Annotated in this window: 21 protein-coding genes; 15 read left to right on the forward strand and 6 right to left on the reverse strand. The window is 73.8% G+C overall.

The annotated features are described in order from the left end of the window. Positions 1–38: 38 nt before the first annotated feature. The 6 genes from Aru02nite_RS03275 (at position 39) to Aru02nite_RS03300 (ending at position 8,341) form a co-directional block, all read left to right on the forward strand. On the forward strand, positions 39–1,625 hold the full coding sequence (locus Aru02nite_RS03275) for an alpha-amylase family glycosyl hydrolase (protein ID WP_203654768.1): 1,587 nt from the start codon (positions 39–41) through the stop codon (positions 1,623–1,625). Beyond that, the gene (locus Aru02nite_RS03280) at positions 1,622–3,046 is read left to right on the forward strand and encodes a sensor histidine kinase (protein ID WP_203654769.1); all 1,425 of its coding nucleotides are present in this window, start codon (positions 1,622–1,624) and stop codon (positions 3,044–3,046) included. The genes Aru02nite_RS03275 and Aru02nite_RS03280 overlap by 4 nt, the downstream gene beginning before the upstream one ends. After that, positions 3,043–3,699 (forward strand): response regulator, encoded by a 657-nt coding sequence (locus Aru02nite_RS03285; RefSeq protein ID WP_203654770.1) that lies wholly within the window; start codon positions 3,043–3,045, stop codon positions 3,697–3,699. The genes Aru02nite_RS03280 and Aru02nite_RS03285 overlap by 4 nt, the downstream gene beginning before the upstream one ends. A gap of 162 nt (positions 3,700–3,861) precedes the next feature. Next, on the forward strand, positions 3,862–6,111 hold the full coding sequence (locus Aru02nite_RS03290; RefSeq protein WP_239076353.1) for a terpene synthase family protein: 2,250 nt from the start codon (positions 3,862–3,864) through the stop codon (positions 6,109–6,111). A 211-nt stretch (positions 6,112–6,322) separates the two neighbouring features. Continuing rightward, entirely contained in the window at positions 6,323–7,555 is a 1,233-nt protein-coding gene (locus Aru02nite_RS03295; RefSeq protein WP_203654772.1) for a DUF8814 domain-containing protein, read from the forward strand. Between the two features lie 21 nt (positions 7,556–7,576). Continuing rightward, positions 7,577–8,341 carry an SH3 domain-containing protein gene (locus Aru02nite_RS03300; protein ID WP_203654774.1) on the forward strand — a complete coding sequence of 255 codons (765 nt, stop codon included), beginning with the start codon at positions 7,577–7,579 and terminating at the stop codon, positions 8,339–8,341. A 75-nt stretch (positions 8,342–8,416) separates the two neighbouring features. On the opposite strand, the gene Aru02nite_RS03305 is transcribed toward Aru02nite_RS03300, so the two are convergent. Then, positions 8,417–9,226, reverse strand: coding sequence for a hypothetical protein (locus Aru02nite_RS03305; RefSeq protein WP_203654775.1), 810 nt, complete (start codon positions 9,224–9,226; stop codon positions 8,417–8,419). Positions 9,227–9,483: 257 nt separating this feature from the next. Between Aru02nite_RS03305 and Aru02nite_RS03310 the strand changes: the two genes are divergently transcribed. From Aru02nite_RS03310 to Aru02nite_RS03325, 4 genes are all read left to right on the forward strand, one after another. After that, positions 9,484–12,342, forward strand: coding sequence for an AfsR/SARP family transcriptional regulator (locus Aru02nite_RS03310; protein ID WP_203654776.1), 2,859 nt, complete (start codon positions 9,484–9,486; stop codon positions 12,340–12,342). Positions 12,343–12,384: 42 nt separating this feature from the next. Continuing rightward, positions 12,385–15,204, forward strand: a complete 2,820-nt coding sequence (locus Aru02nite_RS03315) for an FAD-binding and (Fe-S)-binding domain-containing protein (RefSeq protein WP_203654777.1) — start codon at positions 12,385–12,387, stop codon at positions 15,202–15,204. Positions 15,205–15,590: 386 nt separating this feature from the next. Beyond that, the gene (locus Aru02nite_RS03320) at positions 15,591–16,544 is read left to right on the forward strand and encodes a glycosyltransferase family 2 protein (protein ID WP_203654778.1); all 954 of its coding nucleotides are present in this window, start codon (positions 15,591–15,593) and stop codon (positions 16,542–16,544) included. A gap of 89 nt (positions 16,545–16,633) precedes the next feature. Further along, complete coding sequence (locus Aru02nite_RS03325) at positions 16,634–18,934, forward strand: hypothetical protein (protein WP_203654779.1); 2,301 nt, start codon at positions 16,634–16,636, stop codon at positions 18,932–18,934. 9 nt (positions 18,935–18,943) lie between these two features. On the opposite strand, the gene Aru02nite_RS03330 is transcribed toward Aru02nite_RS03325, so the two are convergent. Together Aru02nite_RS03330 and Aru02nite_RS03335 are read right to left on the reverse strand one after the other, a co-directional pair. Further along, the gene (locus tag Aru02nite_RS03330) at positions 18,944–19,195 is read right to left on the reverse strand and encodes a winged helix-turn-helix domain-containing protein (RefSeq protein ID WP_203654780.1); all 252 of its coding nucleotides are present in this window, start codon (positions 19,193–19,195) and stop codon (positions 18,944–18,946) included. A 7-nt stretch (positions 19,196–19,202) separates the two neighbouring features. Beyond that, positions 19,203–19,433: a GntR family transcriptional regulator gene (locus Aru02nite_RS03335; protein ID WP_203654782.1), complete on the reverse strand. Its 231-nt coding sequence runs from the start codon at positions 19,431–19,433 to the stop codon at positions 19,203–19,205. 269 nt (positions 19,434–19,702) lie between these two features. Here Aru02nite_RS03335 and Aru02nite_RS03340 point away from each other — a divergent pair, with 269 nt between their 5' ends. Continuing rightward, entirely contained in the window at positions 19,703–19,840 is a 138-nt protein-coding gene (locus Aru02nite_RS03340) for a hypothetical protein (protein WP_203654783.1), read from the forward strand. Positions 19,841–19,939: 99 nt separating this feature from the next. On the opposite strand, the gene folE is transcribed toward Aru02nite_RS03340, so the two are convergent. Further along, the gene (gene folE, locus Aru02nite_RS03345; protein WP_203654893.1) at positions 19,940–20,521 is read right to left on the reverse strand and encodes a GTP cyclohydrolase I FolE; all 582 of its coding nucleotides are present in this window, start codon (positions 20,519–20,521) and stop codon (positions 19,940–19,942) included. Positions 20,522–20,844: 323 nt separating this feature from the next. Between folE and Aru02nite_RS03350 the strand changes: the two genes are divergently transcribed. The 4 genes from Aru02nite_RS03350 to Aru02nite_RS03365 are packed head-to-tail and all read left to right on the forward strand — an operon-like array spanning position 20,845 to position 24,428. Continuing rightward, positions 20,845–21,753 carry an ABC transporter ATP-binding protein gene (locus Aru02nite_RS03350; protein ID WP_203654784.1) on the forward strand — a complete coding sequence of 303 codons (909 nt, stop codon included), beginning with the start codon at positions 20,845–20,847 and terminating at the stop codon, positions 21,751–21,753. A 12-nt stretch (positions 21,754–21,765) separates the two neighbouring features. Then, positions 21,766–22,506: an ABC transporter permease gene (locus tag Aru02nite_RS03355; RefSeq protein ID WP_239076355.1), complete on the forward strand. Its 741-nt coding sequence runs from the start codon at positions 21,766–21,768 to the stop codon at positions 22,504–22,506. A 12-nt stretch (positions 22,507–22,518) separates the two neighbouring features. Further along, positions 22,519–23,793: a sensor histidine kinase gene (locus Aru02nite_RS03360; protein ID WP_239076356.1), complete on the forward strand. Its 1,275-nt coding sequence runs from the start codon at positions 22,519–22,521 to the stop codon at positions 23,791–23,793. Further along, positions 23,790–24,428, forward strand: a complete 639-nt coding sequence (locus tag Aru02nite_RS03365; protein ID WP_203654786.1) for a response regulator transcription factor — start codon at positions 23,790–23,792, stop codon at positions 24,426–24,428. Before Aru02nite_RS03360 ends, Aru02nite_RS03365 begins: the two co-directional genes overlap by 4 nt. 239 nt (positions 24,429–24,667) lie before the next feature. On the opposite strand, the gene Aru02nite_RS03370 is transcribed toward Aru02nite_RS03365, so the two are convergent. Next, positions 24,668–25,129, reverse strand: a complete 462-nt coding sequence (locus tag Aru02nite_RS03370; RefSeq protein ID WP_203654787.1) for a phosphatase domain-containing protein — start codon at positions 25,127–25,129, stop codon at positions 24,668–24,670. Next, positions 25,126–25,809: a nucleotidyltransferase domain-containing protein gene (locus tag Aru02nite_RS03375; protein ID WP_239076358.1), complete on the reverse strand. Its 684-nt coding sequence runs from the start codon at positions 25,807–25,809 to the stop codon at positions 25,126–25,128. Before Aru02nite_RS03375 ends, Aru02nite_RS03370 begins: the two co-directional genes overlap by 4 nt. Between the last annotated feature and the right edge of the window lie 169 nt (positions 25,810–25,978).

Raw genomic sequence — 25,978 nt, forward strand, 5'->3', positions numbered from 1 at the left:
CGATGGACCCGTACGACACGCGGAAAGGCCGAACGCCGATGCCCACGTCCAGCCCGTCCTGGCTCACCGACGCCGTGCTGTACCAGATCTATCCGCAGAGCTTCGCCGACTCGGACGGCGACGGGATCGGCGACCTGGCCGGCATCACCGCGCGCCTGGACCACCTGGCGTGGCTCGGGGTGACCGCGGTGTGGCTGAGCCCCTGCTTCGCCTCGCCGTTCCGCGACGCCGGGTACGACGTGAGCGACTACCTGACCGTCGCCCCGCGGTACGGGACGAACGCGGACCTGGCGCGGCTGGTCGAGGCGGCGGGCCGGCGCGGCATCCGGGTGCTGCTGGATCTGGTCGTCGGGCACACCTCGGTCGAGCACCCGTGGTTCCTGGCCGCCGCCGACGACCCCACCGACGGCCGGTACGTCTGGGCCGACACCGTGCCGCTGCCGCCCGGGTTCGTGCCGTCGCCGGGCACCCGACCCGGCGGTTTCCTGCCCAACTTCTTCGACTCCCAACCCGCCCTCAACTTCGGGTACGCCCGGCCCGCGGCCGGCGAGCCGTGGCGGCAGCCGGTCGACGCGGACGGGCCGCGCGCCAACCGCGACGCGCTGCTCGCCATCCTCGACCACTGGCTGCGCCTCGGCATCGCCGGTTTCCGCGTCGACATGGCGTCCTCGCTGGTCAAGGACGACCCCGGGTTCACCGAGACGGCGAAGCTCTGGACCGGCGTACGCGAGGTGCTGGACCGGGACCACCCCGACGCCGTACTGCTGTCCGAGTGGGGCGACCCGGCGGTCGCCGTACCGGCGGGGTTCCACGCCGACTTCTTCCTCCAGTTCGGCGGGCCGGGGGTGGGGATGCCGATGCGGTCGCTGTGGAACAACCGGCAGGGCACCGACAACCCCGACTGGCCGCCCGTACCCTGCTACTTCGACGCGGCGGGCGGCGGCTCCGCGGCACTGTTCGCCGAGGCGTACGAGCATGCGGTGGCGACGATCGGTGAACCGGGGCACGTCGCGCTGCCGACGTCCAACCACGACTTCTCCCGGCTGGTGTGCGGCACCCGTACCGCGGAGCAGGTGCCGGCGGCGTTCGCGTTCCTGCTGACCTGGCCGACGCTGCCGACCATCTACAACGGCGACGAGATCGGCATGCGGTACGTGCCGGGCCTGCCCGACGTGGAGGGCAGCATGCTCGGGCCGGGGTACAACCGGGCCGGCTCGCGGACGCCGATGCAGTGGGACGACGGGCCCGGCGCCGGGTTCTCCACCGCCCCGCCCGAGCGGCTGTACCTGCCGGTCGACCCCGACCCGGGCCGCCCCACGGTCGCCGCCCAGCGCGCCGACGACGCGTCCCTGCTGCACCTGGTACGCCGGCTGGTCCGGCTCCGCCGCGACACCCCCGAACTCGGCCCGTACGGCACGCTCGACGTGCTCGCCACCGGCTACCCGCTGGTGTACGTGCGGGGCGACCGGTACCTGGTGGCGGTGAACCCGTCCGGCGCCCCGGTGTCCGCGCCGCTGCCGCGGCCGGAGTTCGCCACCGCGCGGCCCGTCGAGTACGCGGACGCCACGGTCGGCGCCGACGGCCTGCGCCTCGGCCCGTACGGCTGGGGCGTCTTCGCGCGATGAGACGCGACCTCGCGATCGCCCTCGTACTCGCCGTCGCCGGGGCGTTCGTGGCGCTCGGCCGCGGCGACGTGTCCTGGCTGCCGCTCGCGGTGTCGGCGGTGGCGCTGGTCGCCGCGGTGGCCGTGTCGCGCCGGCTGCCGCTGCTGGCGCCGGTGATCGTGGTCGCCGCCGCCACCCTCGACCGCCCCGCCCTGTACGACGCGGTCCTGCTCCCCGCCGTGTGCGTCCTCGGCTACCTGGCCGGCCGGCGCGTCGTGCGCGCCCGTACCGGGGCGGCGGCGCTGGCCGGGTTGTCCGCCGCGGCCGTACTGTCCGCCGAGGTGCGCGCGGCCGACCCGTGGGCCTGGTTCGACCCCGCCCTGACCGTCGTCCTCGCGCTCGCGTTCCCGGCGCTGCTCGGCTTCTACCGCAGCCGGGACGAGCGGCGCGCCGCCGCGGACCGCACGCGCGAGCGGCGCGCGGTCGTACGGGAGGCGCGGCTGCGCGAGCGGACCCGGATCGCCCGCGAGATGCACGACTCCCTCGGGCACGAACTCAGCCTGCTCGCGGTCCGCGCCGGCGCCCTCGAACTGGCCCCCGACCTGTCCGAACGGCACCGGCGGGCGGTCGGTGAGCTGCGCGCCGCGGCGGGTGCGGCGACCGGCCGGCTGCACGAGATCATCGACCTGCTGCGCGACGACGCGGGCCCGCCGCCGGACGACGACCCGACCGTCCTGGTCGACCGCGCGCGGGACGCCGGCCTGCGCGTCGACGTGCACGGCGACCTCGGCGCCGCCCCCACCCCACTGCCCGGCGTACTGCGGGAGGCGCTGACGAACGCGGCGAAGCACGCACCCGGCGCGCCGGTCACCGTACGGCTGGCGGACGACGGCGGCGACGCGGTGCTGACCGTCGCCAATCCCGTACCGGCGGGTGCTTCTCCGGGCAGCGGTGGGCGGCGCGGGCTCGCCGCCGCGGCCGAGACGCTGCGCGCCGCCGGCGGCTCGCTCGACACCGACGACGCCGGCGACCGCTTCACCCTCACCGCCCGGGTACCGCGCGACGCGACGACCGCCGCACCCGGCGAGCAGCCCGTACCGGGGCGGCGGCGGTGGCGGATCGCCGTGGTCCTGGCCCCGACCGGGATCACCGCGGGACTCGTCGCGCTGATCGGCGTCGCCGTCCTCACCTGGTACGCGGTGGCCGCGGCGCGCGCCACCCTCGACCCGGCCGACTTCGCCGCGCTGCGCGTCGGATCGTCCACCGCCACCGTCCGCCCCGTACTGCCGGCGCGGCAGGCGCCCGACCGCGGCCCGGACCGTACCGCCCCGCGCGGCGCCGACTGCCGCTACTACCGGTCCGCCGCGACCCCGTTCGCCGCGTACGACGTGTACCGGGTGTGCTTCGCCGGTGGCCGGCTCGTCGCCAAGGACGTGCTGTGATCCGCGTACTGCTGGCCGACGACGAGGCGATGATGCGGGCGGGCATCGCGGCGATCCTGGCCACCGACGCCGGGATCGAGGTGGTGGCCGAGGTCGGCGACGGGCGGGCGGCGGTCGACGCGGCCCACCGGTACCGGCCGGACGTGGCGCTGCTGGACATCCGCATGCCCGTACTGGACGGGCTCGCCGCCGCGCAGCGGATCCGCCTGGAGGTACCGGCGACGGTGGTGGCGATGCTGACCACGTTCGGCGAGGACGACTACGTGGCGCGGGCGCTGGGCGGCGGCGCGAACGGTTTCCTGCTCAAGTCGGGCGACCCCCGCGAACTGCTTGCCGGGGTGCACGCGGTCGCGGGCGGCGCGGCGTACCTGTCGCCGTCGGTGACGCACCGGGTCATCGCCCGGCTCGGCCGGGACCGGCTGGCCCGCGACTCGGCCGCGCGGGACCGGGTGGCGGCGCTGACCGACCGGGAGCGCGACGTGCTGGCGCTGCTCGGCGCCGGGCTGTCCAACGCGCAGATCGCCCGCCGGCTGCACCTGGTGGAGGGCACCGTCAAGGCGCACGTGAGTACGATCCTGCTGCGCCTGGACGCGCGTAACCGGGTGCAGGCGGCGATCGTCGCGCACGAGGCGGGCCTGGCCGCCGACGGCTGAGGCGCGGGCGGGGTACCGCGTCGGGCCGGGTCGGGTGGGCGTTTCCCCCGATCGGGCGGTGTCAGATTTCAGCACGTAGTGGGCATTGTGGACGGTCGACGCCTAGTGACACTATCCCCGCGGAGAGTCATTCCCCCATGACGATCGCGGAAGGGCCCGTCCATGAATGCCTTCACGCTCCCCGACTTCTACCTGCCGTACCCGGCCCGGCTGAACCCGCACCGGGAACGCGCCCGGCGGCACAGCATGGCCTGGGCCCGCGAGATGGGCATGCTCGACGCGCCCACCCCGGCCGGCGGGCTGGTCTGGACGGAGGCGGAACTCGCCCGGCACGACTACGGCCTGATGTGCGCCTACACCCATCCCGACTGCGACGGGCCGACCCTCGACACCGTCACCGACTGGTACGTGTGGGTGTTCTTCTTCGACGACCACTTCCTCGAACTCTTCAAGTACTCGAAGGACCTAGCCGGGGCGCGGGAGTACCTGGAGCACCTGGAACTGTTCCTCGCCGACGACCCGCCCGAGCCGACGAACCCGACCGAGGCCGGACTCGCCGACCTGTGGCGGCGTACGGTGCCGGCGATGTCCGACGGCTGGCGACGGCGGTTCGTCACCGCGACGCACAACCTGCTCGTCGAGTCGATGTGGGAACTCGACAACATCAACCGCGGGCGGATCGCCAACCCGATCGAGTACCTGCAGATGCGGCGGCGGGTGGGCGGCGCGCCCTGGTCGGCGAACCTGGTCGAGTACGCGGTGGGTGCCGAGGTGCCGGACCGGGTCGCCGCCACCCGGCCGATGCGGGTGCTGTGCGACACCTTCGCCGACGCCGTACACCTGCGCAACGACCTGTTCTCGTACCAGCGGGAGGTACGGGAGGAGGGCGAGAACTCCAACGCCGTACTCGTCCTGGAGACGTTCCTGTCGGTGTCGACGCAGCGCGCCGCGGACCTCACCAACGACCTGCTCACCTCGCGCCTGGAACAGTTCGAGAACACCGCGCTGGTGGAGGTGCCGGCGCTGGCCGCCGACGTCGGGCTCACCCCGCCCGAGACCGCCGCGGTCGCCGCGTACACGAAGGGGTTGCAGGACTGGCAGGCCGGCGGGCACGAGTGGCACGCCCGGTCCAGCCGGTACATGAACGACGGCGCGACGGAGTCCGCCGGGCTGGGCGTACCGGGGCTGGCGGTGGGCGGTGTCGGGACGGAGGCGTTCGCCCCGGGCGGCGGCGTACGGCTGTCGTTCGGTCCGGGCGTCGCGCACCGACTGCGGCACCAGGCGTACCGGCAGTTCCGGCCGGTGGGGCACCTACCGGTGCCGGACATCGCGCTGCCGTACCCGGTGCGGCTCAACCCGCACCTCGACACCGCCCGCGAGCACACCGCCCGCTGGTGCGGCGACATGGGCTTCCACGACTCGGTACCGGGGATCGCGGTCGGCGGGGTCTGGGACGAGCGGCGTACCCGGGGCATCGACCTGCCGCACTGCGCCGCCGGCCTGCTTCCCGACGCCGGGGCGGACGAGCTGTACCTGGCGAGCGACTGGCTCGCCTGGGGCACGTACGGCGACGACTACTTCCCGCTGGTGTTCGGGGCGCGCCGGGACGTGGCCGCGGCGAAGGCGTGCCACGAGCGGCTGAAGCGGTTCATGCCGCTCGCCGACGAGCCGGTACCGGAACCGGTCAACGGCATCGAGCGCGGCCTCGCCGACCTGTGGACCCGTACGGCGGGGCCGATGTCGCCGCGGCACCGGCGGCGGTTCCGCGAGTCGGTCGACGCGATGACGGCCAGCTGGGTGTGGGAGGTCGTCAACCAGGCCCAGAACCGGGTGCCCGACCCGATCGACTACGTCGAGATGCGGCGGCAGACGTTCGGCTCGGACCTGACGGTACGGCTGGCGCGGCTGCGCGACGACGACCCGCTGCCCGACGAACTGTTCGAGCACCGCACGCTGCACGAGCTGGACACCGCCGCGATGGACGTCGGCATGTTCATCAACGACCTGTACTCGTACCAGAAGGAGGTCGAGTTCGAGGGCGAGATGCACAACATGGTGCTGGTGCTCGAACACTTCCTGGACGTGGACCGGTTGCGGGCGCGCGACATCGTCGCCGACCTGGTCGCCGCGCGGGTCGCCGAGTTCGAGCACATCGTCACGGTGGACCTGCCGGCGCTCGCCGACGAGCTGGACCTCGACGACGACGTGCGCGCGGCGCTGACCCGGCACGCGGAGATGTTGCAGGACTGGATGGCCGGCATCCTGGAGTGGCACCGGCACTGCGTCCGGTACACCGAGGCGGAGCTGCGCCGGCTGCGTCAGCAGAGCCTGCCGCAGGTGCCGTCCCGGCTGCCCACCGGTCTCGGTACGGCCGCGGCCTGGCTGCCCGGCACGCTCGCCGCCCGCCCCTGAGGGGCACGCGGCCACCGACCCCGGGCGGCCGTACGGATCCACCGGCCGGATCCGTACGGCCGCCCGGTGTGCCCACGTACGGGATGTAGTGAGTGTGTAGTCGCGCTCCGCATGCTGCTCGGTGGAGTCGATCGTCCACGGACGGTCGGCCGACCCCTCGTCGCCACCGACGCAGGAAAGGTGCAGCATGCGGATCCCCAGCAGGACAAGGATGTCAGCGGTCGCGCTCGCGGCGGCGCTCGTCGCCGCGACGCTGGGCGCGACGGCGTACGCGGCGCCTGGCACGGCGCCCGCGAAGGGCTCGGCGGGCAGCTGGCACGAGAGCCTCGGCCGGCTCGCCCCCGACCAGGTGAACCTCGCGCGCAACACCGGTCGGGTCTCGATCGCCGACCCCGACGTACATCCGGCGGCGGCCGGCGGTGACCGCGGGTACGGCATGGAGATGCTGGCGCCGCGGACCCTCGCCGCCCCGGTCGACCAGGTGTCCGTCACCGTCGACGGCACGGTGCCGGACGGCGCCAGCGCCACCGTGGACGTGCGTACCGCGGACACGGGTGGGCAGTGGACGTCGTGGCAGCAGGCGTCCGGTACGCCGGCGACGCTGACCACGCCGGCCAACCAGGTACAGCTGCGGATCACGTTGTGGTCCAACGGATCGGGGGCCAGTCCGGAGATCACCGGGCTGGATGTCAGTACCCGGGCGGCGACGTCCACCGGCCGGACCGTCCGGCCGCACGCGGCGCTCAGCTACCGCGTGTACGCCACGCGCGAGGGTCTGGTCGGCGGCACCACCGCCAACGGCCACGTCATCACCGGAAGCGACCACTTCGTCGCCCTGCCGTCCGGCAAGAACCTGTCCCCCAAGGGCAGCGGCCAGTACTCGGTGCAGGTGTGCGGGCCGACCCGGTGCGAGACCGCGCCGGTGTGGGACGTCGGGCCGTGGAACACCAAGGACGACTACTGGAACCCGGGCTCGGTCCGGTCGGAGTACTCGGACCTGGCGCAGGGGCTGCCGGAGGCGCAGGCCGCGTACCTCAACGGGTACAACGGCGGCAAGGACCAGTTCGGCCGGACGGTGTCGAACCCGGCCGGCATCGACCTGGCCGACGGCACGTTCTACAACGTCGGCCTCAACGACAACGGGTACGTGACGGTCACGTACCTGTGGACCGGCAGCGGCGGCGGGTCCAGCGCGACCGGCACCGTGAAGACCACCAGCGGCGCCTCGCTCAACGTCCGGTCCGGCCCGCACACCTCGTCGACGGTCGTCGGCTCGGTGGCGAACGGCGCGACCGTGACGATCACCTGTCAGACCCAGGGCGACTCGGTGAGCGGCACGTACGGCACGACGACGCTCTGGGACAAGATCACCTCGCCGGCCGGGTACGTGTCGGACGCCTACGTCTACACCGGATCCGACCAGCAGGTCGCGCCCAACTGCTGACGCTCGACGGAAGGAGCGATCATGTCGTTCATCAGGGCCCGATCCCTACGAGTGGTCATCGGCGGACTCGCCGCGGCGGCCGCCGGGGTCCTCGCGTTCGCCGCGCCGGCCGCGGCGGCGACCGGCACCGTACACACCGACTCGGGTGCCGCGGTCAACGTCCACTCCGGCCCGCACACCGGTGACTCCGTCGTCGGCTCGGTGGCCAACGGCGCCGGCATCACCATCGACTGCCAGACCTACGGCGACACCGTCACCGGCAAGTACGGCACCAGCAACGTGTGGGACCACATCTCCACCGGCTACATCACCGACACGTACGTCTACACCGGCTCCGACGGGCTCGTCGCACCGCTCTGCGCCGGTACCTCCACGGCCTGCTCCACCAGCGGGCTGAACGACCCGCGCACCTGCGCGCAGGCGGTGTCGTGGGCGGTCTCGCACGAGACCACCTCGTACGTCGCGGACTACTACAACCGCTGCGACCACGTCGTCGGCCTGGCGTACGGGTTCTCGGCGAGCGGCTCGACCACCGCGTACAACCACTGGTTGGCGGTACCGGCGTCGCTCAAGCACGCGGGCGACACGAACGTCCCGCCGGGCGGTCTCGCGTTCTTCTCCGGCGGGGCCGGCCACGTGATGATCTCGATCGGTGACGGCAAGTTCGTCTCGAACGACATCCACGGCAACGGAACCCTCACCGAGACGACGATCAGCGAGATCAAGTCCACGTGGGGCAAGCCGTACCTGGGGTGGACCCAGCCCTGGTTCCAGGCCAACCACTGACACCAACCACCCCCAAGGGAAACGGCCCGCCGTCCTTCCGCGAGGACAGCGGGCCGTTTCGCGTACGCGGGCGGGTCAGGCGACTGGGCTGGAGTACCCGAGGATGCCGGTGCCGGACAGCGAGATCGTCTTCTGCGCGATCGCGTCGATGTTCCCGGTCGACGGGTTCGTCGTGTTCCCCGAGATGTACGTGACGTCCGACGAGGTCGCCGACACGACGATCCCGACGTGGTTCTCGAACACGATCGCGTCGGCCTTCTTCGGCCCGCTCGTGTGCCAGGTCCCGTGGTCCTGGCCGTACGTGCGGAAGCTGATCGCGGACGGGTCGGAGCCGGACGTGTCCGCGCCGGCCTGACCCCACACCCACTTGGTGAAGTCGGCGCACCATTCCTCGGTGTGCCAACCGTTCGAGCAGGAGTCGCCGGTACCCGGCTCGCCGAGGGCCGTCGTGTAGTAGTTGCAGTTGTACCCGCCGATCTCGTGGTTGCGGCTGTCGTCGCCCATCTGCTGCTGGGCGATCGTCAGGATCCGCGCGGCGAGGTCGCCGTCCGGCGGCGGTGTCGAGTCGCAGGCCGGGACCGACGCGCCACCGGCGTCCACGTACGCGGCGCTCAGGTAGCCGGACGCGATGTGGTCCCAGAGGTCCGTCGTGCCGTACCGGCCGGTGACGGTGTCGCCGTGGGCCTGACAGTCGACCGAGATGCTGGCACCGTCGGCGACCGACCCGACGGCCGCGTCACTGGTGTGCGGTCCGCTGCGGACGTTCACCGACGAGCCGGAACTGGTGTGCACGGTGGCCGTCACCGCCGCCCAGGCGGCACCGGCCGGCAGCAGTACCGCGGCGGCGGCCACCGCAACGACGATCGGGACACGGAAACGGGGCACGTCGTCCTCCCTCCGACGGGTGTCCCGCCGGGGCCTCACCGCGAGGGCCGGCCGGGGACACCAGAACGCTCGATCGTGTCAAAACGGACTACAGTGTGACTACATCGAAAGGCTGCCGTGCCGGATGTTTCGCTGGTTTCCGGCATTCGTCTGCTCTTACCATGAGGCCCCAGCACGATCACCAGTGGAGCGTCCGATGGCTGCCGACCGGTTGGTGTTCGAACGGGTGCCCGGTGCGACCTGCGCCGAGGTGTGCCGTGGACGCTGACCGTCCGGTCTTCCGGGTCCTGGGGCCGCTGTCCATCCACGGCGACGCCGGGCCGCTGACCGTACCGGGGCTCAAGCGCCGGGTCCTGCTCGCGCACCTGCTGCTGCGCGCCAACCAGGTGGTACGTCCGGACGAGCTGGCCGACGCGGTGTGGCCGACCGACCCGCCCCGCTCCGCCCGCGCCAACCTCCAGACGTACGTGTCGGGGCTGCGCCGGGTGCTGCCGCCGGGCAAGGACGGGCCGCGGATCGTCACCCGCGGCACCGGGTACCTGCTGGAGGCGGCGCCGGACGAGCTGGACTCGACCCGGTTCGAGGACCTGGTCGCGGCGGCCCGGCAGGAGCAGCTGCGCGGCGACCCGGAGCGGGCGCTCGCGCTGCTCGACGACGGGCTGCGGCTCTGGCGCGACGACCCGCTGTGCGACCTGCCCGACCACCGGCCCTGGCGTACGGCGGTGGACCGGCTGGTGGAGCTGCGGCTCGACGCCCGCGAACTGCACGCCACGATCCGCGTCGGCCTCGGCCAGTACGCGGCGGCCGCGGGTGAGCTGCGCGCGCTGCTCGACGCGCACCCGTTCCGGGAGAGTCTGTGGGAGCACCTGCTGGTGGCGCTGTCGGCGGGCGGGCAGCGGGCGGCGGCGCTCGCGGCGTACCGGCAGGCGCGGGAGCTGTTCGTCGCCGAGCTGGGCGTGGAACCCGGGCACCGGCTCACCGACCTGCACCGGGCCGTACTCGCCGGCGGACCGGTCGCGGGTGACGTGACGCCGGACGACCCGCCGGTACGGCAGCTGCCGGCCGACATCCCCGACTTCGTCGGCCGGGCCGACCACCTGGCCGCGCTGCGCGCCGTGCTCGCCCCCGTCGACAGGTACGCGCCGCCCGTGGCGCTGATCGTCGGGGCCCCCGGTACGGGGAAGACAACGTTGGCAGTGCACGCCGGGCACGAGGTCGCGGACCGGTTCCCGGACGGCCAGCTGTACCTGGACCTGCGCGGATGTACCGCGTCGCCGCGGGCGCCGACGCACGTGTTCCGGGAGGTGCTGCGGGCGCTGGGGGTGAGCGGGCCGGCGATCCCCCGGCGTACGGCGGAGCGGGCCGCGCTGTACCGGTCGATGCTGGCGCACCGGCGGATGCTGCTCGTACTGGACGACGTGGCGGAGGCGGCGCACGTCCGGGAGCTGCTGCCGTCCGGCGGCACCTGCGCCGTACTGGTGACGAGCCGCCGGCAGTTGGCGACGATCCCGGGCGCGCACTCGATCGTGCTGGACGCGTTCGCGGCGGTGGAGGCGCGGCAGCTGCTGTCCCGCATCGCCGGGCCGGACCGGGTGGCCGCGGAGCCGGCCGAGGCCGCCGCGATCTGCCGCGCCTGCGGGCATCTGCCGCTGGCGATCCGGGTCGCCGGCGCGAAGCTCGTGGAGCGGCGCACCTGGACCCTCGGCGTACTGGCGGAGCGGCTCGCGGACGAGTCGCGCCGGCTGGGCGAGCTGCACGCCGACGACGTGTGGCTGCGCGCCAGTTTCGAGCTGAGCGTGCGGCACCTGCCGGCGGAGGCGGCCGTGGCGTTCCGGCGGCTCGGCCTGCTGACGAGTACGGCGCTGCCGGGGTGGGCGGTGGGCGCGCTGCTCGCCCGGCCCGACCCCGACGACGTACTCGACGCGCTGGTCGACGCGAACCTGCTGCTGCCGCTCGGCCCGGACGCGAGCGGCCAGCCGCACTACCGGATGCACGACCTGCTGCACTGCTACGCCGCCGAGGCCGCCGCGGCCGACCCGCCGGAGGTACGCCGGGAGGCGGTGGCGCGGGTGATCTCCGGCTGGCTGGCGCTGGCGGAACGGGCCGGTCAGGCGCTGCCGCCGTGCGTGTTCCGTCCCACGCCGGGCGATTCGCCGCGCTGGTGTCCGGACGCGGCCGGCGCGGCCCGGATCGTACGGAACCCGCTGGGCTGGTTCGACGCGGAGCGGCAGTCGCTGGTCGACGCGGTGGAGCTGGCGGCCCGGTCCGGGCTGGCCGCGCTGGCGTGGGAGCTGGCCGTCGCGCTCGTCCCGTACTTCGACCACCGGAGCTGGTACCCGGACTGGCAGCGTACGCACGACAGCGCGCTCGCCGCGGTCCGCGCGGCCGGCGACCTGCACGGCGAGGCGGCGCTGCTGCGCGGCATCGGCCAGATCCTGCTCTACCAGGACCGGTACGAGCAGGCCCGCCGAACGATGCGGCACTGCTGGACGCTGAGCCGGCGGATCGGCGACCGGCGCGGCGCCGCGATCGCCGCGACCGGGCTCGCCTCGGTGTACCGGATCACCGGCGACCACGAGCGCGCGGTGCGGCACTACCGGGAGGCCCTGACCGACCTGGCCGTACTCGGGGACGCCAACACCGAGGCCCAGGTACGCAACGCGATGGGGATGATCTGCCGGGACCGCGGCCGGTACGCGGAGGCCCGCGGCTGGTTCGCGGAGGCGCTCGGGCTGGCGCGCGGCACGGGTGACGCGCACCGCGAGGCGACCGTACGCAAGGAGATCGGGGCGCTGCACCTGGACGAGGGCCGGCCGCGACCGGCCCTGCGGCAGTTGAGCCGGGCGGTCGCGGTGTTCGACGCGCTGGACGACGCGCACTGCGCCGGGTACGCGCTGGCCTCGGTCGGCCGGGCCGAACTCTGCCTCGGCGACACGCCCCGGGCGCAGCGCGCACTCGACCGCGCCCTGTCGATCTTCCGTACCACCGGGGACCGGCGCGGGCAGGCGATCGTGATCGACCTGCTGGCCGAGGTGCACCGCAACCGGCACGACGTACCGGCCGCCCTGACCTGCCGCGCGGACGCCTCCCGGCTGCGCGCGGAGCTCGGCCGCTGACCCCGGCCCCGTTCATCTGGTGGACTGTTGCAGGATGGCCGGGTGGAGACCGTGACGGGACTGGTGGACGGGCTGCGCCGCGCGGGGGTCCGGGAGGTGGACACCTCGACCCGGCGTCGCGCCGAATACTCGTCGGACGCCTCGCTGTACCGGGTGCCGCCGGAGGCGGTGGTGTTCCCCCGGGACGACGACGAGGTGGCCGCGACGCTGGCGGTGTGCCGGGAGCAGGGCGTGCCGCTGACCTCCCGCGGCGCCGGTACGTCGATCGCCGGCAACGCGGTCGGCCCCGGCGTGGTGCTCGACTTCAGCCGCCACCTGAACCAGGTGCTCGCCGTCGACCCCGACGCCCGCACCGCCCGGGTACGCCCGGGTCTGGTGCTGGACGCGTTGCAGCGCGAGCTGAAGCAGTACGGGCTGCGGTTCGGGCCGGAGCCGTCGACGCACAGCCGGTGCACGTTCGGCGGCATGATCGGCAACAACTCGTGCGGCTCGCGCGCGCTGGCGTACGGGAAGACGTCGGACAACGTGGTGGACCTGGACGTGCTGGCCGGCACCGGGGAGCGGCTGACCGCCACCCGCGGCGCCGACCCGGCGTCCTCGCCGGTGCTGACCTCGGTGCACGAGGCGGTCCGGGCGCACCTGGCGACGATCCGCACCGAGCTGGGCACGTTCGACCGCCAGGTCTCCGGGTACTCGCTGGAGCACCTCCTGCCGGAGAACGACTTCGACGTGGCGCGCGCGCTGGTCGGCACCGAGGGCGGCTGTGCCGTACTGCTCGGCGCGACGGTCTCTCTGGTGGAGAGTCCGGCGGCGGCGCTGATCGTGGTGCTCGGCTACCCGGACATGGCCGCGGCGGCGGACGCGGTGCCGGCGCTGCTGCCGTACCGGCCGACGTCGTTGGAGGGGATGGACCACCGGATCGTCGACGCGGTGCGCGGCAAGCGGGGCGACTCGGCCGTACCGGCGCTGCCGGGCGGGCAGGGCTGGCTGTTCCTGGAGCTGGGGGGCGCGTCGGTGGCGGAGCTGCTGCCGACCGCGCGGCAGGTGATCGCCGACGCGGGCGCGGTGGACAGCGAGATCGTCACCGACCCGGGCCAGCAGGCCGCGCTGTGGAAGATCCGTGAGGCGGGCGCCGCGCTGTCGCAGCGCTCCACCGAGAACAAGCCGGCGTACGCGGGGTGGGAGGACGCGGCGGTCCCGCCGGCCAAGCTCGGCGCGTACCTGCGGGAGTTCGACGCGCTGATGGCCGACCGGGGCCTGTCGGGCATGCCGTACGGGCACTTCGGCGACGGGTGCGTGCACGTCCGGGTCGACTACCCGCTCACCGACGGCCCGTCCGGCGTGCGGGTGTTCCGCGACTTCCTGACCGACGCGGCCCGGCTCGTCGCGTCGTACGGCGGGTCGATGTCCGGCGAGCACGGCGACGGCCGCGCCCGTGGCGAGCTGCTGCCCCTGATGTACTCCCCCGCCGCGCTCGCCGCGTTCGCCGCGGTGAAGGACGCGTTCGACCCGGACGGCGTGCTCAACCCGGGCGTGATCGTACGGCCCGCGCCGCTCGACGCCGACCTCCGCGTGGCGCAGGCGCCGCCGGTACGTACCGGGCTGGGCTTCACGTACCCGCACGACCACGGTGACCTGACGACGGCCGTGCACCGCTGCACCGGGGTGGGCGTGTGCCGGGCGGACAACACCGGTTCCGGCGGCGTGATGTGCCCGTCGTACGTGGCGACGCGGGACGAGAAGGACTCGACCCGCGGCCGCTCCCGGGTCCTGCAGGAGGCCATCAACGGCACGCTGGTGTCCGGCCTGCGTTCCCCGGAGGTACGCGAGTCGCTGGATCTCTGCCTGTCGTGCAAGGGATGCTCGTCGGACTGCCCGGCCGGGGTAGACATGGCGACGTACAAGGCGGAGGTGCTGCACCAGACGTACCGGCGGCGGGTGCGGCCGGCGTCGCACTACACGCTCGGCTGGCTGCCCCGGTGGGCGCGGCTGGCGGCGCACGCGCCGGCGCTGGCGAACGCCGCGCTGCGCGCGCCCGGACTGTCCACTGTGGCCAAACGGTTCGGCGGCATCGACGCGCGCCGGTCGCTGCCGTCCTTCGCCCGCACCACGTTCCGGCGGTGGTTCGAGCGGCACCGTCCACAGTCGACGGACGGCGATCCGGTACTGCTGTGGGTGGACACCTTCACCGACCACTTCACCCCGGAGGTCGGTGTCGCCGCGGTGCGCGTGCTGGAGGACGCCGGCTTCACCGTACGGTTGCCGCGGCGTGGCCTGTGCTGCGGACTGACGTGGATCTCCACCGGGCAGCTCGACGCCGCCAAGCGGATCCTCGGCCGGTCCGTCGGCGCGCTCGCGCCGGCCGCCGCCGACGGCGTACCGATCGTGGGACTGGAGCCGTCGTGTACCGCGGTGTTCCGTGGCGACGCGCCGGATCTGTTGGGTGACAAGGAAACCAGCGCGGTGAGCGGCGCGTTCCACACCCTCGCCGAGCTGCTGACCCGGCACCGTCCACAGTGGACACCACCGGACCTGACCGGTACCACCGTCGTCGCGCAGCCGCACTGCCACCAGCACGCCGTGATGGGCTGGGAGACCGACCGGGCGCTGCTGGCCGCGGCCGGCGCGGAGGTCACCGCGGCCGGCGGCTGCTGCGGGCTGGCCGGCAACTTCGGCGTCGAACGCGGCCACTACGAGGTGTCCGTCCAGGTCGCCGAGAGCGCCCTGTTCCCCGCCGTACGCGCGGCCGGCGAGGACGCGACGGTGCTCGCCGACGGCTTCTCCTGCCGTACCCAGCTCGACGACCTGCTGGACCGGCGCGGCGTACACCTGGCGGAGTTGCTGGCGGCGAAGCGGTCCTGAGCCCGGCGTCCGGCGCCGGAAACGGTGTCCGGACAGGGATCCCGCGTGCGGCGCGGGCGCTCCACCGCGCCCGGCAACGCTCGTCGCCGCTCGACGGCGCGGGAGTGCGGACCACGCCCGACGGCGCGGGAGTGCGACCGGCGGCCCGGTCGCACCGGCAACGAGGCAGAGGCGTTTTACGTTGCTCTTGCCTCGTGAACCTCCCGTGAACGGCACGGGGCCCTCCATGAACGAATACGGAATTACTTGCCCTGTCGCCCGATTCGGGCCCGACGGGTGCTTACGATCTGGCCGAAGCCGCCACCCGGGGTGTTCCCCGCGTGGCGGTCCGGAGGTTCCGCCACCGGTACAACGGGCGGAACGTGCGCAGACGTAAGGGAAATCGCATGGCACCGCTGCTGTCGGTCGTCGTCCCGATGTACAACGAACAGGACGCCCTCGGACCGCTCACCGACCGGTTGCGTCCCGCCCTCGACGCCATCACCGCCGACTACGAGGTGGTCGCGGTCGACGACGGGAGTACCGACGGGACGGCGCGGCAGGTGGCCGAGCTGATGGCGGACTGGCCGCAGGTACGGCTGATCCGGTTGCGCCGCAACGCGGGTCACCAGGCGGCGCTCACCGCGGGGCTGCACCGGGCGCGCGGGGAGTACGTGGTGAGCATCGACGCGGACCTCCAGGACCCGCCGGAGAAGATCGGCGAGATGCTGGCGCTGGCCCGCCGCGACCACCTCGACGTCGTGTACGGGGTGCGCGCCGACCGCGGCACCGACACGGTCTTCAAGCGCAGCACCGCCGGGGCGTACTACGTTCTCATGCGGCGACTGGTGGGGTCGTGGGTGCCGCGCGACGCGGGCGACTTCCGGCTGTTGAGCCGGACCGCGGTCGACGCGCTGACCGCGCTGCCCGACCACCAGCCCGTGTACCGGCTTCTGGTGCCGGCACTGGGATTCCCCAGCGGCACCGTGCGCTACGTACGGGAGGAGCGCGTCGCCGGGACCACGAAGTACCCGGTGGGCAAGATGATCCGGCTCGCCGTGGACAGCGTCACGAACTTCTCGGCCGCCCCGTTGCGGCTCGCGACCTGGCTCGGCGTGCTCAGCTTCTGCGGCTGCCTGGTGATGATCGTCTTCGGCGTCGTGGTGTACGCGGTGGGTTCGACCGTGCCCGGCTGGACGTCGCTGTTCGTCGCGGTCCTGTTCCTCGGCGCGCTGCAGCTGACCTGCCTCGGCCTGCTCGGCGAGTACGTGGCGCGGATCTACTCGACGGTGCAGGCGCGCCCGACGTACCACATCGGGACGGACACGGCGGCGCGCGCGGAGGAGAAGACCCCGGCGTGACCCGGCAGACCTCGCTGCCGCCGTCCCGCGCGGCACGACCCGACGACGCGACACCGCAGCGCGACGATACGACCGGACCGCGGAATCGCTTGCGCCGCACGGCATTCGCGGCCCTACCGTGGGCGCTCGTCGCCGCCACCCTCGTCGCCGCACTGCTCGTCACCGGTACGCCGGTCGGCGCGATCGCCCGCTACGCCGCGTACTGGCTGCTGGCGGTGCTGCTGCCCGGCACGCTGGTGTACCGGGCGCTCCGCGGCTCCACCGGCAACCTCCCCGAGGACCTCGGGTACGGCGCGGTCACCGGGCTGCTGTGCGAACTCGTCGCCTGGGCGATCGGTACCGCCACGGGATTCCAGCACCTGCTGTGGGTGTGGCCGGTCGCGGTCGCCGCGGCGTTCCTGGCGGTACCGCCGATGCGCCGGCACTGGCGGATCGCCGAGCCGCGACCGTTGCCGCTCCGGTGGTCCTGGGGTGTGGCGGCGGCCTGCGTCGGCGCGATCGTCTGGGCCGCAGGCGAATGGGCGCACACCCCGCTGCCCCCGACCACCGCCGACTACTACCCCGACCTGCTGTACCACCTGGGTCTGGTGCACGAGCTGACCCGTACGATGCCGTTCCAGGTGCCGCAGGTGGCCGGCGAGGTGCTGCGCTACCACTACCTGTCCGACGCGCACCTGGCGTCGGCGAGCCTGGTCACCGGCGTCGACCCGGCCGTGGTGCTGTTCCGCCTGTGGTTGGGCCCGGTCCTGGTGGTGAGCGCGGTCGTGATCGCCGCGCTGGCCCGCCAGGTCACCGGTCGCTGGTGGGCCGGCCCGGTGACCGCCGGCGTCGCGCTGCTGGCCCGGCCGCTGCTGCCGGGCGGCCCCGCGGCAGTACCGGGCGGGTTGCCGGTGTCGCTGCTCAGCCCGTCCCAGACGTACCTGGTCCCGTTCCTGGTGGTGCTGACCGCGCTCGGCGTCGACCTGGTACGCGGTCGCCCGCTCGGTCGTGCCTGGTGGCTGGTCGGGCCGCTCGCGCTGGCGTGCGCCGGCGCCAAGTCCAGCGGGCTGCCGCTGCTGGTCGCCGGGCTCGCGCTCGCCACGGTCGCCCGCGCGGCCACCGCCCGTTCCCGCCGAACCGTTGCGGGAGAAGGCATCGACGCCAGACCGGCGTGGTGGCCGCCGCTGCTGGCCCTCGGCGTACTGCTGGCGGCGATGGGCCTGGGCTCGACCGTGTTCGTCGGCGGCGGTGCGGGCGGCCTGACCGTGCAGGTGGGCAGCCAGCTCCAGTGGATCGAGCCGTACGTGGCGATGTTCCGGCCGCTCGGCCCGACCGCGCCCGGCCCGCTGCCGCCCGGCCTCGCGCACCCGCACCCGGCCGGAGTGCTGTTCGCCCTCGGCATCGTCGCCTGGTGGATACTGCTGCAAGCGCCCCGGATCGTCGGCCTCGCCGTACCGCTGGGGCGGTCCCGGCGCGATCCGGCGGTGTGGCTGCTGGCCGGGGCCACCGTCGCCGGCACCGGCGCGATGTGGCTGCTGTTCCACCCCTCCGACAGCCAGGCGTACTTCTTCCTGCCGACCCTGCCGTACGCGGCGGTGCTGACCGTACTGCTGCTGACGCCGCGGCCGGGCGCCACCCGCTCCGCGCCCCGGGTACTGCTCGCCGCCAGCGCCGTCGGGCTGCTCGCCGCGGGGCTGCTGCGGATCGCGTCCGGGCACGCGCCCGAGCCGGCGCACACGTACCGGGCGTGGGCGGCCGGGATGGCGCGGCCGGTCCTCGCCGCCGCGGTCGTCGCCGTCGTCCTCGCCGCCGCCTGGCTGCTGGTACGCCGCCGTCCCGGTCTGCGCGGGCACGGGACCGCCGTCGCCGTCTCCGCCGTACTCGGGGCCAGCCTCGCCGCCGGCGCCATCGGTACGCTGCCGCGCGCCGCCGCCGTGGTCACCGGAGTACCGGCGCCGACCGCGGCCGCGGGACCGGTGTGGGCGGCCGAGATCCGCGCCGCGCAGTGGCTCGACGGGCACGCCCGCCCCGACGACGTGGTCGCCACCAACGTGCACTGTCTCCACCTGCGTACCCGGCCGTGGTGCGACAGCCGCGCGTTCTGGGTGTCCGGGTTCGGCGGGCACCGCACCCTCGTCGAGAGCTGGGCGTACACCGACGCCGCGATCGCCGCGCACGGGCGGCACGGCCACGCGTACCCGGCTCAGCCGTTCGGCGACCGGTCGCTGTACGAGGAGAACGAGCGCGCGTTCGCCGCACCCGACGCCGCGACCCTCGCCACCCTGCGCCGCCGGTACGCGGTGCGGTGGCTGTTCGCCGACACCCGCGCCGCGCCCGTCTCGCCGCGCCTGCCCCGGTTCGCCCACCGCCGGCACACCGACGGCCCGGTCACCATCTACGAACTCCCGTAGCGCCTGCGGCTAGGTCGGCTCGACGTACGTCCCGCGTTGGGGGATCGTCCGGACGAGCCCGTCGTCGGCGAGCAGCCGGTACGCCTTGCGCACGGTCAGCCGGGCCACGCCGGTCATCTGGGAGACGTCGGTTTCGGAGGGAAGCCGAGAACCGGGCGCGTACTCGCCGGACTCGATCGCCGCTTTCATCGCATCGTGGATCTGGACGTACAGCGGCGTCGCCGCGCCGGGTTGCAGGCCATCGAGATCCACCACGCCCATGGCGGGTTCAGTCCTTGACCCAGGATCCGCGCTGCGGCGCGGTCACGATCAGCCCACGATCCCGGAGGATCGCGATGGCGTGCCGGACGGTCTGCCGGGCGGCTCCGGTCTCCTGCACGAGAGTGGACTCGCTCGGCAGCTTGTCTCCAGGTGCCAGCGAGCCTGACTCGATCTGCGCCGCAAGGGCATCCGCAATCTGGATGTAGACCGGGGTTGGCGCCTTCGGGTCGATGTCCACGCCAGGAACCTAGCCAGCGACCAGACGTGCCGTACTTTAGATACGAGTCAGACGAGCTAGACGAGTTATACAAGTTGCCGTAGGGTCAAGGGGTCGACACGAAGCGGAACCGGAGGCATAGCCGCCGAACCGGTTCCCTGACACGAATCGAGGCCCGGCACATGCAGAAGGGTGTCGTTCGGAGGACTTCGGTACCACCGCGGGCAGGCGACCAGGTCTGGATCTCGCCGGCCGCCGGCGTGCACGGACGTGGCACGTGGTGGGCGGTGGTGGTCAGCACGACGGCGGCGATCGTCGACGGCACCGCGTACCTGCGGGTCGTGCCGCTCGACGACATCGGCGGGGACGCCCGGGTGCAGACCTGTTACGTGCGGCTCGCCGGCCTGCTCGTCCGGAGTACGCCGTGATCGACGTCGTCGTCGGCTGGGTGCTGTCGCTGACCGTCGCGTTCGTCCTCGGCGGCGTCCACTCGCAACGGGACGGGTGACTCGTCCCTCCGGAAGTCGCTAGCGGTTGACGCCGGCGAGGTCGAGGAACTCCTGTCGGGACCGCGGATCCGAGCGCAGGGTACCGAGCAGCGTCGAGGTGAGCGTGGTGGCGCCGGCCGCGCGTACGCCGCGCAGGGTCATGCAGGTGTGCTCGGCGTCGATGACCACCCCGACACCCTTCGGGCGCAGCTGCTCGTCCAGCCAGTCGGCGACCTGCTTGGTGAGGCGCTCCTGCACCTGCGGCCGACACGCGAAGTACTCCACCACCCGGGCCAGCTTGCTCAGCCCGAGGATCCGCTCGCCCGGCAGGTATCCGACGTGGGCGACGCCGACGAACGGCAGCAGGTGGTGCTCGCACACCGACCGGATCGGGATGCCGCGCGCGAGCACCAGCTCGTCGTACCCCTCCTCGTTCGGGAAGGTGGTGAGATCGAACGACCGCGGCGTGAACAGCTCCACGTACGCCCGGGTCATGCGGCCGGGGGTGCCGCGCAGGCTCTCGGTGTCGAGGTCGATGCCGAGGGCGCGCAGGAACCCGGCGGCGTGCCGTTCCGCGGCGGCCAGGTCCACCCCGTCGACGGGGTCGGGCACGACGCGCATCGCGGACGAGGACGGCACGGCAACCTCCCGGGGCGGCACCTGACCCACCGCGTACCGGCGCGAAACGGGCGCCCCGCCCGGGGTGCCCGCCGCCGACCGGCGGGTATTTCGCCAACGAGTATTGGTCTTATCGGCGCCGGGGGTCAAGGCGCAGTGGCCAACCACGCAGCAGTACGCCGGCGGCGTGGCAGCGCGGAGGCACGACCGTACGCGGAGTGCACCGGGCGGGTCACGGGGTGAGCCGATCGGTGCATGCGCGGATGCGCCACGGGCGAGCCGTGCGGTCGATTCGGCGTACCCGGGCCGGACGGGACGCTTCCGGTATGGCAATCATCGAGGTGGCCGGCCTCGTCAAACGCTACGGCGCGCACCTCGCGGTGAACGAGGTCGGCTTCGCCGTCGAGCCCGGCGAGATCTTCGGCATCCTAGGCCCCAACGGGGCCGGCAAGACCACGACCGTCGAGTGCGTCGAGGGGCTGCGCCGCCCGGACGCCGGCACCGTACGGGTCTGCGGCATCGACCCGCAGCGCGACCACGGCGAGCTGCGCCAGGTACTCGGCGTCCAGCTCCAGGAGACGGAACTGCCCGACCGGCTCCGCGTCGGCGAGGCGCTGGCGCTGTACAGCTCCTTCTACCGCGCGCCGGTCGACTGGCGCGAGCTGGTCGACACGCTCCACCTCACCGACCGCCTCGGCACCCCGTTCCGGCGGCTGTCCGGCGGGCAGAAACAGCGGCTGTCGATCGCGCTCGCCCTGATCGGCGACCCGAAGGTCGTCGTACTCGACGAGCTGACCACCGGACTCGACCCGCAGGCCCGCCGCGACGTGTGGGACCTGATCGAACGGATCCGCGCCCGCGGCGTCACCGTACTGCTGGTCACGCACTTCATGGCGGAGGCCGAACGGCTCTGCGACCGGCTGGCCCTGATCGACGCCGGCCGGGTCGTCGCGGTCGACAGTCCCGCCGGGCTCGTCGCCCGGGTCGACGGCCGGCAGCGGCTCCGGTTCCGCCCGTCCGCCCCGTTCGACGACGCGCTGCTGACCGCGCTGCCCGAGGTCACCTCCGTCGAGCACGCCGGCGGCCACCTCGTGGTCACCGGTACCGGCGAGCTGGTGGTCGCGGTGACCACGGCACTCGCCCGCCACCACGTCACCGCCACCGACCTGCGCGTCGAGCAGACCACGCTGGACGACGCGTTCATCGCGCTGACCGGCCGCCCGATCGAGTACTGAGGGGATTCCTGGATGTCCGCCCTGTTCCGGCTCACCGTCACCGAGACGAGGCTGTTCCTGCGCGAACCGATCGTGCTGTTCTTCGCGGTCGCGTTCGCGCCGGCGCTGCTCGTCGTACTCGGCCTCGTCCCGTCGATGCGCGAGCCCAGCGCCGACCTGGGCGGCGCGCGGCCGATCGACGCGTACCTGCCGGTCGTGGTCACGATGGGTGTCGCGCTGTTCGGGCTCAGCGGCCTGACCCAGCTGTTCGCCGGCTACCGCGAGAAGGGCGTGCTCCGGCGGATGCGGACGACGCCGGTACGGCCGGTGGCGATGATCGGCGCGCAGCTGCTGATGGCCCTGGTCCTGTCCGGCGTGACGATGGTGGTGATGCTGGTCGTCGGCCGGCTGGCGTTCGACGTGCACCTGCCGCGGCGGCTGCCGGCGTTCCTGCTCGGCTACCTGCTGGTGGCGCTGGCGGTGTTCGCGATCGGGCTGCTCGTCGGCGCGCTCGCCCCGAACGGTCGGGCGGCCAGCGCGATCGGTTCCCTGGTGTTCTTCCCGCTGGTGTTCCTCGCCGGGCTGTGGGTGCCGCGCGCCACCATGTCCGGCGTACTGCTGCGGATCAGCGACGGCAGCCCGCTCGGTGCGGGCGTGCAATCATTGCAGGACGCAACAGCAGGTCAGTGGCCACATCCGCTGCACCTGGCCGTACTGCTGGCGTGGACGGTCGTGGCCGGCGGGCTGGCCGCGCGCCACTTCCGCTGGGAGTGAACGGTGGGGATCGTGGCCGGGCCGCGGGGCGGGACCGAGCGGTGGGAGCGCCGGGAGGGCATCGCCTTCCGGGCCCTGCCGTACCTGCTGCTCGCGGTCAGTACCGCGGTGACGGTGCTGCAACCGCTCTGGCAGCATCCCGTACGCCTGCCGGCGGTGCTCGGGCTGTCGGCCGCGGCGACGCTGTGGCTGCTGTGGTTCCACACCCTGCACCCGGACCGGCACGACGACCGCCGCCGCATGACCCTGTACTACGCCGGTCTCGCCGCGCTCACCGCGACGCTCGTCGCCATCGCCCCGTGGTACGGGTTCTTCGCGTTCGTCGGGTACCCGCAGGCGTTCCACTACCTGCACGGCCGCTGGCGGTACGCGGGGGCGACCGTGACGGCGATGATCTCGGCCGCGGCGTTCCTGGGCGGGGTGGCCGGCATCAGCGCCGACCACCTGTGGTGGGGGTGGCTCGCCGTCGGGCTGCTGTCCGCGCTGCTGGCCGCCGCGTTCTTCGCGTTCTTCGAGCAGCTCGACCGCCGCGCCGAACGCCAGCGCCGGTCGCTCGCCGACCTGCACGAGGCCAACGTACGGCTGGAGGCCGCGCTGGCCGAGAACGCCGAACTGCACGCGCAACTGCTCGTCCAGGCGCGCGAGGCCGGCGTCCAGGACGAGCGGCAGCGGATGGCGCGCGAGATCCACGACACGCTCGCGCAGGGACTCGCCGGCATCCTCACCCAGCTCCAGGCCGCCGAACGGGCCACGGCCGAACCCGCCGCGCTGCGCCGGTACGTGGCGAACGCGACGGAACTGGCGCGGGACAGCCTCACCGAGGCCCGGCGTACCGTGCACGCGGTGGAACCGGCCGTCCTCGCCCGGGCGCGACTCCCGGAAGCCATCGGCGACGTGGCGCGGCAGTGGGCGCGGGCCAACCGCGTCGACGCCACGCTGACCACCACCGGCGACGCCCGCCCGATGCGTACCGACATCGAGGTGGCACTGCTGCGGACCGCGCAGGAGGCCCTCGCGAACGTGGCGAAGCACGCGCACGCCCGCCGGGTCGGCCTGACCCTGTCGTACATGGAGGACGTGGTGACGCTCGACGTGGTGGACGACGGGGTGGGTTTCGAGCCGAAAGCCCCGCGTACCAACGGATCCGGGCACGGCGGGTTCGGGCTCGCCGGGATGCGGCAGCGGGTGCAGCGGCTCGCCGGCCGGCTCGACATCGAGTCCGAACCCGGCGGCGGCACGGCGATCTCCGCCGCTGTGCCGGCGATCCCCGCGGGAGGCCGGGAGTGATCAGGCTGCTCATCGTCGACGACCACCCCGTCGTACGGGACGGGCTACGCGGCATGTTCGCCGCCGACCCGCGCTTCGAGGTGATCGGCGAGGTCGGCGACGGCGCCGCCGCCATCGACGCCGGCGTACGGCTCCGCCCCGACGTCATCCTCATGGACCTGCGCATGCCCGGCACCGACGGCGTCACCGCCATCCGCGAACTCGCCCGCCGCGACGTGCCGTCCCGCGTCCTCGTCCTCACCACGTACGACACCGACAGCGACGTACTGCCCGCCGTCGAAGCCGGCGCCACCGGGTACCTGCTGAAGGACGCGCCGCGCGACGAACTGTGCCGCGCCGTGGAAGCCGCCGCCGCCGGGCAGGCCGTCCTCGCGCCGTCCGTCGCCACCCGGCTGCTGGGGCAGATGCGCCAACCCGGCCAGGCGCCGCAACCCCCGCTGTCCCCCCGCGAACTCGAAGTGCTCGACCTCGTCGCCGGTGGCGCCACCAACCGCGAAGCGGCGAAGCGGCTGTTCCTCAGCGAGGCCACCGTCAAGCGGCACCTGCTCCACGCGTACGCCAAGCTCGGCGTCAACGACCGCGCCGCCGCCGTCGCCACCGCCTTCTCCCGCGGCTACCTGACCCCCCGCCCCTGACCCCACCACCCGCTGGGCCCGCCACCCGGAACCCCTTGCCGCGCACACACTTCCGCTCCGGGCCCCCCAGCGCCTCGACCGCCCCAACATTTCACTCCGAGCCGGCGGGCTTCACAACCCCAACACTTCCGGTCCGGGCCTGCCGACCCGGAGCGCGCGCCGCTCGTGCACTGTCCGGGCCGGCCCCTCAGCACCTTGACCGCCCCAGCACTTCCGCACCGGGCCTGCCGTCCGTGCCGTCAGAAGTCGCCGTCGGCGACCTGCAGGACCGTCAGCCCGAGGTCGCGCCAGGCGCGGACGACCTGGTTTCGGTCGTCCAACACCAGCAGCACCCGGTACCGCGGGGCGATGTGCCGGCGGTACAGCTCGGTCTTCACGACGCTGTCCTTGCGGGTGTCCCCCACCGGGCGCATGTGCAGCGCCTCGTACGGCACGGCCACGTGCTCGGCCAGCCACCGCTGCGTCGCCTCCCGGCACCCCTCCGTACGCCCGGAGCAGTACACGATCCGGTGCCCCGCCGCCGCCAGCGCCCGTACCGTCGCCACCACCGGATGGTTCGGCGTGTCCCGATGCACCCGCCGCTCGTCGTACGGCGAGCGGTCCCCGCGCAGCGCCACCGTCCCGTCCACGTCCACCAGGACGGCACTCGGCCACCCGCCGGTGCCCGCGGGAGAAGGGAAGTCGGCGGGACTGGCGGTCATGCCACCGCCAGGTGTGCGGCGCGTACGGCGCGGAGCCAGCGTTCGACGGCCTCGTCGTCGGGACGGTCCGGCAGCGGGGAGCGGCCCCGGTCCAGGTCGTCGCCCGCCTCGGCCAGCAGCCGGTACGCCGCGGCCAGGTCACCGCCCGCGACCCGCTCGCCGAACCGCCGCACCGGTTCCGGGTCGGCCAGCCGGATCTCGACGGTACCGGTCCGGTAGAGCTGGCGGCCCTGCGCCACCAGCCGCGCCAGGTGCCGCGCCGCCTTCGCCACCCGCGGGTTGGCGCCGCCCGGCCCGGTGAGGCGTCGTTCCACGGTACGGAGCTGGCGCGCGGCGTACCCGAGGTAGGCGGCGCGGACCCGCGGCGCGCACAGGAACGCCCGGCGCAGCGCGACGAGGTCGTCGCCGAGCGCGGTACGCGTCTCGTACAGGTCGGGCGGCAGCCAGGCGAGTTCGGTGGCGGTCGGGTTGGCGCCGAGCGCGAGGCGGCACCACTTCGCGGCCTCGTGCAGGGTGACGTCGGGCCGCGTCGTCACGTACGATTCGCGCGGCGCGCGCAGGCCGTGCAGCTCGACCGTGTCGACCGCGAACACGCCGATCCGGTCGACGTCCGAGCCGGGCCCGGCCAGCCCGTACGCGGTCGAGCCGATGATCCCCGCCAGCAGTACGTGTCGCGCCACCGTCCCCACCTCCCGGACGCGGACCGTACCGATCCCGGCCGTACCACGCCACGGCGTTTCACCGTCGCCCCGGGTCGTGCGACCCATCGCGGCTCCGGCGCGCACGGTCGGCCGCCGGCGCGCGGTGCCACGGACAGGTCACGCACGGCCACCCGTGGGCGCGCGGATG

It is taken from the genome of Actinocatenispora rupis, from assembly GCF_016861975.1.
In the GTDB taxonomy this organism is placed as follows: Bacteria; Actinomycetota; Actinomycetes; order Mycobacteriales; family Micromonosporaceae; genus Actinocatenispora; species Actinocatenispora rupis.

Bases quoted from the DNA above. Each gene is read 5' to 3' on its own strand.
- Aru02nite_RS03320 (WP_203654778.1), top strand. From the start codon at position 15,591: ATGGCACCGCTGCTGTCGGTCGTCGTCCCGATGTACAACGAACAGGAC.
- Aru02nite_RS03275 (WP_203654768.1), top strand. From the start codon at position 39: ATGCCCACGTCCAGCCCGTCCTGGCTCACCGACGCCGTGCTGTACCAG.
- Aru02nite_RS03350 (WP_203654784.1), top strand. From the start codon at position 20,845: ATGGCAATCATCGAGGTGGCCGGCCTCGTCAAACGCTACGGCGCGCAC.
- Aru02nite_RS03355 (WP_239076355.1), top strand. From the start codon at position 21,766: ATGTCCGCCCTGTTCCGGCTCACCGTCACCGAGACGAGGCTGTTCCTG.
- Aru02nite_RS03295 (WP_203654772.1), top strand. From the start codon at position 6,323: ATGTCAGCGGTCGCGCTCGCGGCGGCGCTCGTCGCCGCGACGCTGGGC.
- Aru02nite_RS03300 (WP_203654774.1), top strand. From the start codon at position 7,577: ATGTCGTTCATCAGGGCCCGATCCCTACGAGTGGTCATCGGCGGACTC.
- Aru02nite_RS03290 (WP_239076353.1), top strand. From the start codon at position 3,862: ATGAATGCCTTCACGCTCCCCGACTTCTACCTGCCGTACCCGGCCCGG.
- folE (WP_203654893.1), bottom strand. From the start codon at position 20,521: ATGCGCGTCGTGCCCGACCCCGTCGACGGGGTGGACCTGGCCGCCGCG.
- Aru02nite_RS03370 (WP_203654787.1), bottom strand. From the start codon at position 25,129: ATGACCGCCAGTCCCGCCGACTTCCCTTCTCCCGCGGGCACCGGCGGG.
- Aru02nite_RS03280 (WP_203654769.1), top strand. From the start codon at position 1,622: ATGAGACGCGACCTCGCGATCGCCCTCGTACTCGCCGTCGCCGGGGCG.
- Aru02nite_RS03330 (WP_203654780.1), bottom strand. From the start codon at position 19,195: ATGGGCGTGGTGGATCTCGATGGCCTGCAACCCGGCGCGGCGACGCCG.